This window comes from Kingella pumchi (assembly GCF_022288825.1).
Classification (GTDB): Bacteria; Pseudomonadota; Gammaproteobacteria; order Burkholderiales; family Neisseriaceae; genus Kingella_D; species Kingella_D pumchi.
The window spans coordinates 1-14,264 of the sequence record NZ_JAKOOW010000075.1; the positions used below are offsets into that span (position 1 = coordinate 1).

General features: G+C 55.4%; 10 protein-coding genes, 1 tRNA gene and 1 pseudogene. 4 read left to right on the top strand and 8 right to left on the bottom strand.

Annotation, left to right across the window (positions count from 1 at the left end; genetic code table 11):
• The 3 genes from MB824_RS11000 to tsaA form a co-directional block, all read right to left on the bottom strand.
• Nucleotides 1-2,625 (bottom strand): ESPR-type extended signal peptide-containing protein (locus MB824_RS11000; RefSeq protein WP_255778766.1); only part of this gene is annotated, 2,625 nt, incomplete at its 3' end.
• Nucleotides 2,626-3,005: 380 nt separating this feature from the next.
• Nucleotides 3,006-3,096: transfer RNA gene (locus MB824_RS11005), tRNA-Ser, on the bottom strand.
• A gap of 183 nt (nucleotides 3,097-3,279) precedes the next feature.
• Complete coding sequence (gene tsaA, locus MB824_RS11010) at nucleotides 3,280-3,981, bottom strand: tRNA (N6-threonylcarbamoyladenosine(37)-N6)-methyltransferase TrmO (protein ID WP_238748573.1); 702 nt, start codon at nucleotides 3,979-3,981, stop codon at nucleotides 3,280-3,282.
• A gap of 309 nt (nucleotides 3,982-4,290) precedes the next feature.
• On the opposite strand from tsaA, the gene MB824_RS11015 reads away from it, so the two are divergent.
• Nucleotides 4,291-5,361: an outer membrane protein gene (locus MB824_RS11015; protein ID WP_238748574.1), complete on the top strand. Its 1,071-nt coding sequence runs from the start codon at nucleotides 4,291-4,293 to the stop codon at nucleotides 5,359-5,361.
• Between the two features lie 127 nt (nucleotides 5,362-5,488).
• Here MB824_RS11015 and MB824_RS11020 read toward each other — a convergent pair whose 3' ends face one another.
• From MB824_RS11020 to MB824_RS11040, 5 genes are all read right to left on the bottom strand, one after another.
• On the bottom strand, nucleotides 5,489-6,181 hold the full coding sequence (locus MB824_RS11020) for a hypothetical protein (RefSeq protein WP_238748575.1): 693 nt from the start codon (nucleotides 6,179-6,181) through the stop codon (nucleotides 5,489-5,491).
• Nucleotides 6,182-6,336: 155 nt separating this feature from the next.
• On the bottom strand, nucleotides 6,337-7,776 hold the full coding sequence (locus MB824_RS11025; protein ID WP_238748576.1) for an NAD-dependent succinate-semialdehyde dehydrogenase: 1,440 nt from the start codon (nucleotides 7,774-7,776) through the stop codon (nucleotides 6,337-6,339).
• A gap of 287 nt (nucleotides 7,777-8,063) precedes the next feature.
• The gene (ubiM, locus tag MB824_RS11030) at nucleotides 8,064-9,242 is read right to left on the bottom strand and encodes a 5-demethoxyubiquinol-8 5-hydroxylase UbiM (protein ID WP_238748577.1); all 1,179 of its coding nucleotides are present in this window, start codon (nucleotides 9,240-9,242) and stop codon (nucleotides 8,064-8,066) included.
• Between the two features lie 202 nt (nucleotides 9,243-9,444).
• The gene (locus MB824_RS11035; protein ID WP_238748578.1) at nucleotides 9,445-10,419 is read right to left on the bottom strand and encodes a PhoH family protein; all 975 of its coding nucleotides are present in this window, start codon (nucleotides 10,417-10,419) and stop codon (nucleotides 9,445-9,447) included.
• Between the two features lie 52 nt (nucleotides 10,420-10,471).
• Nucleotides 10,472-11,383 carry a patatin-like phospholipase family protein gene (locus MB824_RS11040; RefSeq protein WP_238748579.1) on the bottom strand — a complete coding sequence of 304 codons (912 nt, stop codon included), beginning with the start codon at nucleotides 11,381-11,383 and terminating at the stop codon, nucleotides 10,472-10,474.
• Nucleotides 11,384-11,619: 236 nt separating this feature from the next.
• Here MB824_RS11040 and pdxA point away from each other — a divergent pair, with 236 nt between their 5' ends.
• The 3 genes and pseudogenes from pdxA (at nucleotide 11,620) to MB824_RS11055 (ending at nucleotide 14,125) form a co-directional block, all read left to right on the top strand.
• A complete protein-coding gene (gene pdxA / locus MB824_RS11045) occupies nucleotides 11,620-12,606 on the top strand; it encodes a 4-hydroxythreonine-4-phosphate dehydrogenase PdxA (RefSeq protein ID WP_238748580.1) in 987 nt (328 codons plus the stop codon).
• A 176-nt stretch (nucleotides 12,607-12,782) separates the two neighbouring features.
• Nucleotides 12,783-13,175, top strand: a pseudogene (locus tag MB824_RS11050) (ATP-binding cassette domain-containing protein); the annotation flags it as partial.
• Nucleotides 13,176-13,399: 224 nt separating this feature from the next.
• Complete coding sequence (locus tag MB824_RS11055) at nucleotides 13,400-14,125, top strand: RTX iron-regulated FrpC family protein (RefSeq protein ID WP_238748581.1); 726 nt, start codon at nucleotides 13,400-13,402, stop codon at nucleotides 14,123-14,125.
• The last annotated feature ends 139 nt before the right edge of the window (nucleotides 14,126-14,264 follow it).

Below are 14,264 nucleotides of genomic sequence, written 5' to 3' on the forward strand. Positions count from 1 at the left end.
TGCTGCGCCTGTGGTGTTACCACCCGCAGTAGCTTTAAAGCCGCTGCTGTTGATGGCATTGGCAATATCACCCGCTGTGGCCAGTTTGCCTGCGTCGGCAGCAGCCGGTGGAGTAACTTTGCCGTCGTTGGCTACGGTCAACGGAGTGGTCGCTACGGCTTGAGTAGTAATCTGATTCGCTACAGCTTTCAATTGAGCAACGTTCACCGCGTCAGAATCTTCCGTACCAGCAGCCACATTAATGATTTGACGAGTAGCATTCTGCGTACCTACTGATACTGCACCCAACTCACCTTTTACTGTTGCCGTAATATTGTTTTGGTCAACATTGGAAGCTGACGCAAGTGCATAAACCTGATTGTTAGCCACGGTAGGTGCTGCATTAGCCTGAACTTTAGTCGCATCGATAGCAGCACGAGTAGCCTGAGAAGCATGACCTAATGCTACTGAACCTGCTGCTGCTACAACGGTAGAACTATTTGCACCAATGGCTACACTATTATTACCTGCAGTATTGGCACTGGAACCAATAGAGATATTATTTTCTTGAGAAGCCACTGCAGCAGCACCAATAGCCATAGAGGCTTTACCACTAGAACGTGCATTAGAACCGATGGCTACCGCCTGCTCCTCTTCTGCACGACTAGCACCAAGAGTAACTGCCTGACGACCCGCTGCATAAGCGGAATCACCAATTGCAACTGCACCCTCGGAATTCGACTGACCAACAACAGATTTTTCCGCAACTTCAGCGCTACCAACCGCAACAGAGCTAGCGCCAGCCGCTTTAGCGTTAATCCCTGCTGCCAAGGCTTTGCTGCCAGTTGCACCGTCATTATTATAGTTATTGTCAGTATTTGCGCCGTTTACATGGTAGAAGTGAATACCATTACCACCGGCAGCTGTAATTTGTTCTTGTAAACCTTTAGCCACATAGAACAACTGGCTACCGTTAATGGCATCAGTGCTAGCCGCAGTAATTGCGCCTGGCGCAACATGTTTGATTTGGCGTTCAAAACCTGCTGCACCAATAGAAACTTGGTCACCAGGAACCACCTTGCCGCTACCAGCAAACGGGCTAGTCCCTCCACCGTAGGTGATTGCACCAATTGTGGCAGACGGCACATCAGTAGCGTTTGTTGCAGTTGTACTACCTGCACCTAAGGCAACAGCATTGGCCAATGTAGCATTTGCCCCTACACCGAATGCAGCCGAATAATCACCCGTGGCATGGGATTTCGTACCTACTGCCGTTGCCAAATCTGCCGCCTTGGCAGAGACGCCCACAGCAACCCCAGCCTGGCCAGTAGATGTGCCAATATAGCGATTATTAGGCGTGAAATTAACTAAGTTCTGACCCGTTAACTCCCGATATTTTTTTGCCAGTGCCGTATCGTTATACGCATCATTATCCGCAGCTGGAGAAGTCACTCGATACACTGTGGATGCTACCGAATCCAAATCATCGCCACCAATTGCAACCGAAGAATCTCCAGTTGAACGGGTATTCGCACCCAGTGCCACAGACTGATCGCCTGTTGCCTGGGCATCAAAACCAAAAGCAATGGACTGTGTTTTGGAGGCTACAGACTCAGCACCAAACGCAATTGTCTGCAAACCACCTGATCTTGCTGTCTTACCAATCGCGATGTTATTCATCGTTTTATCAGGCTGAGATGCTATCCGAGGATAAGTTGCCGAGTTGGTTTCCGTGGATGCGCCGTACCCCAACGCAATTGAGTTCTCTCCATCGGCCTTAGCATTACTGCCTGCGGCAAAAGCGTTGCCGCCATTAGCTTTAGCTTTTAAGCCGATTGCGGTTGCATGAGCTTCTGGAGCCTCTGCGCCTACCCCGATGGCAACCGCAGCAGAACCCTTCGCTTGCGACGCCATGCCAGCAGCAATCGCACCGTCTGCCTCTGCATGAGAATCTGCGCCAAATGCCAAAGATGCTTTACCTGTTGATTGGCTCATATGTCCAATGGCAACAGAGCCACGACCACTGGCCGTTGTGCTGGTAAAGCCGATGGCCGGATTCGAAGCATCTTTAGTTGAAACACCTTCTACAGTAATCGGCTGGCCGGCATAATTGCGCCAATCTTGGGCACCACTATATTTCCCGGCAGACGTTTTACTGTCATTATTACCTAGATCATCACCACCAATTGCAATAGACGACTGACCTGTCGCATATACTTGTGCACCAAGCGCAACAGACTGGCTGTTTGCCACACTAGCCTCACCGACTACCACCTGCTGCCCCATTGTGTTTTTCGCTGTATTTGGATTAGCATCGCTAGTAGCTTCAGCACCATGCCCAATAACAACAGCAGACTCGCCATTTGATTTGTTTTTGGCACCACTACCCAAAACTATTGTGTAATTAGTCTTTGCATCACTGTTATTACCCATGGCAATTGCCTCATCATCTGCTGCGACAGCACCAGTCCCCCACGTTAATCCGGCGGCCTGCACAGCAGCAGACGAGAGCATCATACCCACAGCAGCCACCGCTACAGCAATGGTTTTGCTTGATTTGGATTTACCATGGGCGGTACTGATTTCGGATACGGCCACCCATGCATTGGCGGCATCGCTCCAAACAACTTTATAAACCTTATTCATAGCTTTCTTCCTAAAAGTGTAAAAAACAAAGGGGTACAACAAAATTTAAACCTAGCGAAACGGTTTTCAGGCAGCCTGAAAACCGTTTCGCCGCTTTGATGTAAAACAAATAGCGGTCAATTTAACAAAATGCCGCCCTTAATTAAACCGTCTTAAAAAGAGACAGATTTTTTTGTAAACCATTGTAAATGGCATGAGATTGCACCCTAGCCGGATTTAGCCCGATTTTGCTTTCAAATTTGATCCGAAACGGCAAAATTAAGCATAAAGGCACAAAACACACCGTTTTTTCAGGCTGCCGTTTTCCCGACAGCCGTTACACACAAAAAATCCCGCAGCAATCAAAACCACCCTGATTGATACGGGATTTCTTTACATCTTGGCGGAGAGGAAGGGATTCGAACCCTCGATACGCTATTCACGTATACACGCTTTCCAGGCGTGCGACTTCAACCACTCATCCACCTCTCCAAGCGATAAGCGGCGGATTGTATAGAGGGCGGTGGCGGCAGGCAAGGATTTTATGCCCCTCTGCTGCCGCGGCGCATGAATTTTTTACTTTTTTTTGCATACGCCGTTTACGCTCTGTTTCCGTTTCGCAACAAGTTCTATTTGTGAAATCAAGCGTATGTTTAAAGCCAATCAGAAACGTTTTCACTTGCTGCCGTTCGCATCTTTCAGGCTGCCTGAAACGGCAATAATCCGCGCACAGCCTTCTTCAATCAGAAAACGCACGTCCGCCCCGCCAACGGCCATCGCATATTCGCGCCCGGGGATGTCTTGGTAGGCCGGGCGCGGGTCTTGGGCGATGCTTTGCTCGATAAGCAGCCTGAAAGCTTCGTCCAGCCTGTCGGCGCCGCTTTCAGGCTGCCATTTTACCCGCAGCTGCGGCGGGGCTTCGGCAGCAAAGCCGGCGGCGGCATCGGGGCGGGCTTCAACAAAAGGAATATAGGGTTTGACATCGACCACTGGCGTGCCGTCGAGCAAATCGGCGCCGCTGCATTCGAGAAACACGCGCCCGTTTTCCTGCCCCACCGCTTCGAGTTTGAGCAGCGACAAACCGAGATGGTTCGGCCGGTGCGGGCTGCGGCTGGCGAATACGCCCACTTTTTTGCGGCCGCCCAAACGCGGCGGCCGCACCATCTGCGCCCAGCCTTCGGCCAGCGCGTCGTGAAAGACAAACTGCACCCAGATATAGCCGAAGCCTTCCAGCCCGCGCACACTGTCGGCGCCAAACTGCGGCGCAAATTCGATGCGGCAGCGCGCGGCAGGCACCAGATGCGGCTGGCGCGGGATGCCGAATTTCTGGGTATAGGGGGAACGGATGGTGGCAACAGCTTCAATGGTATAAGACATAATCGCAAACAGTTGGCAAAACGGCGCCGGCTTTCGCTTTCAGGCAGCCTGAAAACCCGCCGGTGCTGCTGGATAAAAGAGACAGATATTTTCAGACTGCCGGCAAAACAATGAAACGGCAAAGCAGCCTGAAAGCCGGAACTTGCCATAAAATTGCCGCTTTGTCGCCGAATTTATCGGAAAATATTGAAATTTCCTATACGGAAAAGGCCGGCGCATAGTAGAATCACTTTATCCCGATACGCCCGAAGCATTTGTCCGCCTCGGGATTTGTGTTGAGGAGCTTCCCATTTTTATAGGAAAACGATTATGAAACGTTTGAAATTCTTACCTGCAATCACCGCTTCCGCCCTGGCCCTGATGGCTGCGGGCGCCCAAGCCGGCATGGTTTCCGATGCACACGGCAACGTGGGTTACGACACCGCTGAGGAATGCGACGCCGCCGTCCACAACGGCACCGCCCGCTTTTACCAGTCTGCCACCCATAAAAAACCGCTGTTGCGCAAAGGCGAACGCAAAGTAGCCGTCGCCACCATCCGCGACCTCGGCCCGCAATACGCGCTGGGCGCCTGCGATATGGGTGTAGGCCATAAATTCGGCCGCGACGGCGTAGCCCGCGCGCTGCAAGGTAAATACGTACCCTACAGCCCCGATATGCCGGTAAACGTCTATTCCGACGCCAGCGGCCGTGCCGTTCGCGTGAGCATGCAGCAATGCGACAACCGTTTCTCCGACAACACCCCGCGCCCCGTCGCCCCGATGGAACGCCAGCCCGAACCGGTAGTGGCGCCCGAGCCGCAGCCGGTAGTCGAGCCGGCACCGGCACCCGAACCCGCTCCCGAGCCTAAGGCTTCCAGCGGCATCCGTCCCTATGTGTTCGGCACTCTGGGCGCGCTGCAGGACGGCTACAAATACGAAGAGCCGGGTTACACCGAAAGCGAAAGCAACACCCGCGCGGCCGGCCAGATCGGTGCCGGTGTCCAGTTCAACAACCTGCTGGGCGCCGAGCTTTACTACCAAGGCGGCGACAAGCACCGTTTTGACGACGGTAACGGCGGCAAAAACAAAATGCAAAACCACACTTACGGCGGCCGTGTAACCGTTGGTGGCGATATCGGTGAAAAATTCCGCCTGTTCGGTAAAGCCGGTGTGGCCGGTGTCAAACACAAGCTCAAAGATACCGACGGCGACTCTTACAGCTTCAAAACCAAAGCCCGTCCGACTTTGGGTATCGGCGGCCTGTACAAATTCACCGAAAACCTCGGTCTGCGTGCCGACTACGACTACTACTTCCGCAAAAAAGAGCGTGAAGAAAACGGTGAGAAGTTCACTTGGAAAGGCAACCACTACGTTGGTGCCGGTGTCCAATACACCTTCTAAACCGCATACGGTTTAATACCGGCCAAAAGCAGCCTGAAAATCTTTCAGGCTGCTTTTTTCCGTTTTTGGCTCACAGCATTAGGGATAAAACCATTATGCCGGCAGTTCTCAGGCTGCTTTGAAAGGCTTAATGAAACCCGTGCCGGCCGAGAAATACAAGTTCCAATGAAACGATTGCTATCCAACCGACAGCCAAAAACGGCAGCATCAACATGAAAGCACCAGAGAAAAGGGCTATTAGTTTGACCGGCCAAAACACGGAACGTATCAGGCAGAGCAGTCCGATAACATACAGCAAAATAGAGGTGGCAAACGACAACAGTGCCGTTATAAAAACCAACTCCTTCAAACCTTCCACATCAGGAATCATATAGTTTAAGAAGATGAAAGAAGAGAAAAAAATCACCGAAATGGCAATTCGGTTTGGGCGGGCGCCATCGGCAAAGGCTTTGTGTATGACCCCGGACGATGCCAACAAAAACAGGCTGATGGCTATATATTTTGACTCGTAAACGATAACAACCCAAAGGGTAAAAAGCGCGATAGCAGACAGCAAAGTGGCAATTTGGTCAAACGGCATACCATTGGCAAATACTTCGCGCACGGCGTACCCGGTCATCACAAATAAGAGCAGGATCATGGCTGTGTCTGCCACCCGCATCAGGAATTTTGGCAGGTGTGTTGCATCACCGATAGAGGCAACGCCGATAAAGGCAAGGCCGATCCACAGCGGCGAAAGCATATAGCACAAGTACCGCAGGGAGTCTTTTTTGTCGGAAGAAGATGTTTGTCGGATGGTACGATTGATGCGATGCGGCATGGCGAAATCCTTTGCAAAGGTAGTCTGAAAAAACAATCTGCAGATTGCAGGCTGCATTCCACATATAAACCAACACGGTAAATAACGCCGAAATTTTCTACATTTCAGGCAGCCTAAAAACCGATCTGCTTGTTTCAGGCTGCCTTTTTCTTCAATCAAATCCCACCCAGCGCCACATATTTGGTTTCCAAATACTCGCCCAGCCCGTATTTCGAGCCTTCGCGCCCCAATCCGGACTGTTTGACCCCGCCGAAGGGGGCGGCGGCGTTGGAGATGATGCCGGTGTTCACGCCCACCATGCCGTATTCCAGCGCTTCGGCCACGCGCACGCAGCGGGCAAGGTTTTGGCTGTAGAAATAGGCGGCGAGACCATATTCGGTGTCGTTGGCCAGGGCGACGGCTTCTTCTTCGCTGTCGAAAACGAACAGCGGGGCGAGCGGGGCGAAGATTTCTTCGCGGGCCACGCGCATTGTTCCGTTGGCGCCGCCGATAACGGTGGCGTCGAAAAAGCGCCCTGCCCCGCTGCCGCCGCACAGCACGCGGCCGCCGTTTTCCAGCGCGTCGGCCAGCAGCTCGCGGGTGTGGGCGGCGGCTTTGTCGTCGATTAAGGGGCCCAAATCGCTGGCGGCATCGAAGCCGCTGCCGGTTTTCAGGCTGCCTGCGGTGGCGGCGAACTTGGCGGCAAAGGCGTCGTACACGCCGCGCTGCACATAGATGCGGTTGGCGCAGACGCAGGTTTGGCCGGCGTTGCGGAATTTGGCGGCAACCGCGCCGGCAACGGCGGCATCCACATCGGCGTCGTCAAACACGATAAAGGGCGCGTTGCCGCCGAGTTCGAGCGACACTTTTTTGATGCTGCCGGCGCATTGGCGCATCAGCTCGCGACCGGTTTCGGTGGAGCCGGTGAAGCTGAATTTGCGCACCAGCGGGTGTTCGGTCAGCACTTTGCCGATGGGGCGGGCGGCGCCGGTAATCACATTGAACACGCCCGCCGGAATGCCCGCCTGTTCGGCCAGCACCGCCAGCGCCAGCGCGGAAAACGGCGTTTGCGATGCGGGGCGCACGACAAAGGTGCAGCCGGCGGCCAGCGCGGGCGCGGCTTTGCGGGCGATCATCGCATTGGGAAAATTCCACGGCGTGATGGCGGCGCACACGCCGACGGGCTGTTTGAGCACCAGCACGCGGCGGTCGGCCGCGGGCGCGGGGATGGTGTCGCCGTACACCCGCTTGGCCTCTTCGGCATACCACTCGACATACGACGCGCCGTAGGCAATCTCGCCCTCGGCCTCGGCCAGCGGCTTGCCCTGCTCCAAAGTCAGGATTTCGGCCAGCGCGCGTTTGTTTACCAGCATCAGCTCAAACCAGCGGCGCAGCAGCGCGGCACGCTCGCCGGCGCTTTTGGCGCGCCAGTTTGGCAGCGCGGCATAGGCAGCCTGAACGGCGCGCTCGGCCTCCGCCGCGCCCATATCCGGCACGCTGCCGACGGTTTCGCCGGTGGCGGGATTGTCCACCGCCAGCACGGCGCCATTGCCGGCATCCAGCCAGCGGCCGCCGATATAGGCTTGGGTTTTGAACAGGGCGGGATGGGGGTTCATAACGGCACTCCTTGCGGCAAATGATGGAATGGCGATTGTAAGCGGATGCGGGGAAAAAGGCAGCCTGAAAGTGGGATTTGCCGTTTTCAGGCTGCTTGGTTGGACAACGGAACGCGGCAAACGGTACACGCTACGCCCCCTGCGGCAGGCAGCCTGAAAACAGAAAAAATCTTTGCCCAACGCTGCTTTTCAGGCTGCCTGTTGCGGGAAAACCGGTCTTCAAACCAAAAAAGCAGCCTGAAAACCATGTTTGGTTTTCAGGCTGCTTTTTTGCCGATAGAACAAAATCAACCGGTAAGCTGGCGGCTGATCAGTTTTTTCAGCGGCGGCAGATTGTTGCTGATGCGCAGTACGGCGCCGCGCAGGGCTTTGACCGGACGGGTTTCGGTGGTAAAGAAGTTCACCATCGCATTGGTGCCGTGATACAGCGGGCGGGTGTGGAGCTGGTGTTCGATATTGTATTTTTCCAGCAACTTGTGCGAGCCGATGTCGCGGCCTTTTTTCTCGGCTTTCAGAATCAGCTTGGCGAGAATGTCGGTGCTTTCCAGGCCGAGATTGTAGCCGTGGGCGGTAACCGGATGCATGCCGACGGCGGCATCGCCGATCAGCGCGGCGCGGGTGGCGTAAAACTTGCTGGCGTGCACGCCCATCAGCGGATAGCTGTGGACGGTGCCGGCCGGCTCCATGTCGCCCAGGCGGCCGCCGAGCATTTTCTGCGCTTCTTTGGCCAGCTCTTCGGGCGTCAGATCCAAAAGTTCGGACGCGCGGGTGTTTTGGATGGTTATCACGCAGTTGGTCATGTGCTCTTCCAAGGGCAGCAGCGCCAGCGTGCGGCCGTAGAAGAAGCATTCGCAGGCGGTGTGTTCGTTGGAAACGGTGTGTTTGGTGCGGAACACGATTACGGTGCGGCCAAAATCGTGCATATCGGCGGAAATACCGAGCTGGCGGCGGGTTTGCGACAGGCGGCTGTCGGCGGCAACCAGCAGGCGCGCGTGCAGGGTTTCGCCGTTTTCTAGTTCCACCGTGGCGGCTTCGCGGTCGGTGCGCACGCTTTTGACGCCGACGCCGCAGCGCAGGCTAACGTTGGGCAGTGACACCGCTTCTTCGTAGGCGGCGCGGCGGATGTTGTGGTTGGAAATCAGATTGCCCAGGCGGTCGGTGGGGCCGCCGCGGGCGTGTTTTGGCTCGGCAAAATGCAGGGTGTAGTCGGACTTGCCGTTGAACACTTTGGCATCGCGCAGGCGGTAGATTTCGTTTTCGGGGATGCGCTGCCACATGCCGAGCCGCTGCATGATTTCGCGCGAACGGTGGGTGAGCGCGATTTCGCGGCCGTCGTAAGCGGGATTCTGCAGGCTCTCTTCGGGCGCCTTTTCGATCACGGTGATGCGCAGGCCGCTGTCTTTAAACTGGCGGGCGAATGCCAAACCGGCGGGGCCGCCGCCAACGATGATGATGTCGCTGTCCATAATTCCTGCCTTGCTTTAAGAGTGGAAAAAATCGTTGCCGATTGTAACCGATGCAGCCTGAAAGCCCAAACCGGCCGTGGCCGCTGTTTGACCTGCGCCAAAAACTTTCAGCAAAAATATTTGTTTTGCCGATCGCCCTGCTATCCGGCACGGACAAAAGTTTCAGGCTGCCTGAACGATCAAGGCAGCCTGAAAGGCGGATTCAGCCGTTTTTGCCGTCTGCGGCTTCTTCCGCCGCATCGTAGGCATCGACGATTTTCTGCACCAGCGGATGGCGGACGACGTCTTCGCTGGTAAAGGTATGAAAGTAGATGCCTTCGATGCCGGCGAGTTTTTCTTTGGCGTCGCGCAGGCCGGATTTGATGTTGCGCGGCAGATCGACCTGGCTCAGATCGCCGGTAATCACGGCTTTGGCGCCAAAGCCGATGCGGGTCAGAAACATCTTCATCTGCTCGGGCGTGGTGTTTTGCGCTTCGTCGAGTATCACATAGGCGCCGTTGAGCGTGCGGCCGCGCATATAGGCGAGCGGGGCGATTTCAATCAGCTGTTTTTCCAAGAGTTTGCTTACGCGGTCAAAACCCATCAGATCGTAAAGCGCGTCGTAGAGCGGGCGCAGATAGGGATCGACTTTCTGCGCCAGATCGCCGGGCAGAAAGCCGAGTTTTTCGCCGGCTTCGACGGCGGGGCGCACCAGCACGATGCGCTCGATCTGGTGTTTTTCCATGGCATCGACGGCGGCGGCGACGGCAAGATAGGTTTTGCCGGTGCCGGCGGGGCCGAGACCGAAGACGACGTCGTGGTTAAGCAGCGCGCGGATATAGCCGTTTTGGCGCGGGGTGCGGCCGCCGAGTTTGCCGCGGCGGATGCGGAAGAAATACTGGTGGCCGCCGTCGTTTTGCGGCTCGAAGGCGGCATCGGCGGTTTTGGCTTCGACGGCGGCCAGGCTGATGGTGCCGTCGTCCAAATCGCCGTGTTCGGCGGCTTCGGCCAGCGCGAGCAGGGCGCGGCGGCCGGCGTGGGCGTTGCCGCCGGTGAAAGTGAAGTCGGCGAAGCGGCGGCTGATGTCGATCTCCAGCGCTTTGGCCAGCGCGGCAAGGTTGCCGTCAAACGCGCCGCACAGGCGCTGCAAAACGGTGTTGTCGATGTCTTCAAAAGACAGGTGGACGGTATGGCTCATGGGGTTTTCCTGCGGCGGCTTTCAGGCTGCCTGAAAGCCGCCGCCGTGCGGTTTAATACTGGTAGCGCGCCAAGGCGGCTTTGATTTTCGGCAGCGCGGCGCGGGCGGCGGCTTCGCCCTGGCGGATGGCTTCGGCCTTGCGGTCGAAACCGCCCACCGAGCCCATATCCTGCACCTGCGGTTTGATCACCACGTCGGCTTTAGAGAGCTCGTTATTGAGCGCGGAGATGCTCATAATATTGAGCGTCTGATCGAGATAAGACAGAAAGTCCTTGCTCACCGCCTGGGTGGGCTTGGCGGAAATATCGACGGCAATCACGAAATTCGCCCCCTGGCTGCGGGCGGCGCTCACCGGCACCGGCTGCGCCAGACCGCCGTCAACATATTTGCGCCCGCCGATCAGCACCGGCTGGAACACATTGGGAATCGCCGCCGAAGCGCGCACCGCCTGGCCGGCATTGCCGTGGTTGAAGGCTACCGCCTTGCCGGTGGAAAAATCGGTGGCCACCGCGGCGAATTTCAGCGGGAACTGCTGGATTGGGCGGTTGTTTACCTTGCGGTTGATCCAGTTTTGCAGTTTTTCGCCCTTGATAAAGCCGCTGGTGGAAAGGGTGAGATCCACCAGCTCGGTTTTGCCGAGAATCTCCGCTTCCAATTCCATTCGGTCGGGCGACATGCCGCTGGCGTACATGCTGCCGACTATCGAACCGGCGCTGGTGCCGGTTACCACCTGCACCGGAATGCCGTTTGCTCTCAGCACTTTGATCACGCCGATATGGGCAAAACCTTTAGACGCGCCGCCGCCCAACGCCAGCCCGATAACCGCCTTGGGCTTGGCTTTCGGCGAAGGCGGCGTGTTTTTTGAAGTTTGCGGCGGCGCCGAAGTGCTCGGGCAGGCGCTCAAAGACAAAACGGCGGCGGCAGATACGGCCGACAGCAGCAGACGGCGGCGGGTACGGTTCATAACGGACTCCCTTTCGGTTTGGTTTTTTCAGGCTGCCTTACGCGCTTTCAGACAGCCTGAAAGCGGCAAAAACGGCAGCATCCGGCGGCAATTATAACGGATTTCGCCCAAACGGCTTTTTTGCCGCCGCCAAACCGTTTCAGGCTGCCTGTGCCGCCGCTGCCGGCAAAGCCCTTGCCCGCCGCCGCGCCGCGCCAGTATCATCGCCACCCTTTTTTTGTGTTTCCCGCCCCGCCATGAACCCCCTACCGCTTGCCGTTACCAGCGGCGAACCCGCCGGCATCGGCCCCGACATCTGCCTCGATCTGCCCGCCGCCGCCCTACCCCGCCGCACCGTGGTGCTCGGCGATATCGGCCTGCTGCGCCAACGCGCCGAGCAGCTCGGCAAAAACGTCGCCATCGCCGACTACCACCCCGAACACCCGCCCGAAAGCGGCACGCTCGAAGTGCTGCACATTCCGCTGCGCGCGCCCTGCCGCGCCGGAGAAGCCGACCCCGCCAACGCCTCCTATGTGCTCGAATTGCTCGACACCGCCCACGCCGGCATCGCCGCCGGCCGCTTTGCCGCCATGGTTACCGCGCCGCTGCACAAAGGCGTGATTAACGACGCCCGCCTTTCAGGCTGCCTGTTTCAAGGCCACACCGAATATCTGGCCGCCAAAGCCGGCGTCAGCCGCGTGGTGATGATGCTCGCCGGCGGCGGCCTGCGCGTGGCGCTGCTCACCACCCACCTGCCGCTTAAAGACGTACCCGCCGCCATCACCGGCGACACCGTACTCGAAACCACCCGCATCCTGCACCACGATCTGCGGCACAAATTCGCCATCGCCCAGCCGCGCATCCTGCTGGCCGGGCTGAACCCCCACGCCGGCGAAGGCGGCCACCTCGGCCGCGAAGAAATCGACGTGATGATCCCAGCGCTGCACCAACTGCAAAGCGAAGGCATCGACATCCGCGGCCCCTACCCCGCCGACACCCTGTTCCAGCCCTTTATGCTCGAAGGCGCCGACGCCGTGCTCGCCGCCTACCACGACCAGGGGCTGCCGGTATTGAAATACGCCTCCTTCGGCGAAGGCGTCAACATCACCCTCGGCCTGCCCTTTGTCCGCACCTCCGTCGATCACGGCACCGCCCTCGATCTGGCCGGCAGCGGCCGCGCCCGCAGCGGCAGCCTGCTCGAAGCCGTGCGCCTCGCCCACGAGCTGGCCGGCAAAGCAGCCTGAAAAGCGGACAAGGGCAAAAAAAGCAGCCTGAAAGCCAAAAATCGGTTTTCAGGCTGCTTTTAGTGTGCGGTTCAGCGCCTTGCTGCAGGTCGGATACTTGTATCCGACATTGCTGCTACCCACCCGCATGCCGCCCCTGCGGCCGGCAGTCGGATTCAAGAATCCGACCCACGGGGGCTGCCAAGCTCGCCGGCGCCCACGACTTTATTATGGAACTTGCCGAAGGCTACGACACCGAAGTCGGCGAACAGGGCGCCGGCCTGTCCGGCGGCCAACGCCAGCGCATCGCCATCGCCCGCGCCCTGATCAGCGACCCGCGCATCCTGATTTTCGACGAAGCCACCAGCGCGCTCGACTACGAATCCGAACGCGCCATTATGCAAAACATGCAGGCCATCTGCCGCAACCGCACCGTGCTCATCATCGCCCACCGCCTGTCCACCGTACGCATGGCGCACCGCATTATCGCCATGGACAAAGGACAGATCGTAGAAGCGGGTACGCATGAAGAACTGCTGGCGCGGGAAGACGGCTATTACCGCTATCTCTACCGCTTGCAGAACGGTTAGGAGAACGGCAAAGGCAGCCTGAAAAACCGGTTTTCAGGCTGCTGTTGTGTAAATATTCTAGATGGTTGGATTAAGATTCGTTTGCGTTGACGTGTTGGTTTGGTGGAAATAGAATTACCCAAATTTAGATTCAAATAGAATAATGGTGATGTTTCCCAATAAAAGCAGAAATAACTAGCTGGTAACATTTACCAAATTCCAAATAAAAGTTTAAGAGAAAATTAATGAAAAATGTATTGCTCGCAATTACGGCATTTATTTTTTTACTTTTTCTACAACAAAAAAGTTTTAATAGCGAAAAGGAGCTCAATGCGTCAGATTATGATGATAAGGAACCCATTACAGGATTTGAAAGAGTAATTAAGTTTGAAATTAATAAAAAACAATTAAATATTCCATATGGATATTTATCTAATCTTAGCATGAAAAATGGTACATTATGGCCTTCTAATGAGCACAAGGTTTATCAAGGTGATTCAATGGAAATAAATGTATATGCAGACTGGAGTACGGGAAATATACATTTACTGCCCTATAATCAAAAAACTAAAAAACATTTTCAAAAGTCTTGGCCTGCCGGTTTGATGAGCAATGTAATTCTAATCCAAGATAAATGCAAAATTAATATTGAAAATTATAAAAATAATTTGAATTCATTTGGATATAAAAAAATTTACTCTAGTAATATTGAATATGAAGCATGGGAAAGAAGAAATCCTGAAATTCCTAGAGTTCATCAAATTGATTACTTAAAATTTGGAGATAATCCAGTGATTATTAATCAAGTTCATGAGGATAATGGGATCTATAATTATATTGTGGGGTTCTGTTTTAATGGCCTTGGTATTTCTTATTACCCCTCAATGAGAGATAAGAGATTAAACACTCAAGATGAAATATTTCAATATCAATCAGAAGTAGAAAGAATAATAAGTAGTTTTTTTAATTAGTAAAAAACAGTCAATACGAGACCTTTGCAAAATCCCCCAAAATCCCCCCAAAATCCCCCCAAAATCCCCCCAAAATCCCCCCAAAATCCCCTAAATTCCCACCAAGACATTTAGGGGATTTCTCATGAGCACCTTCTTC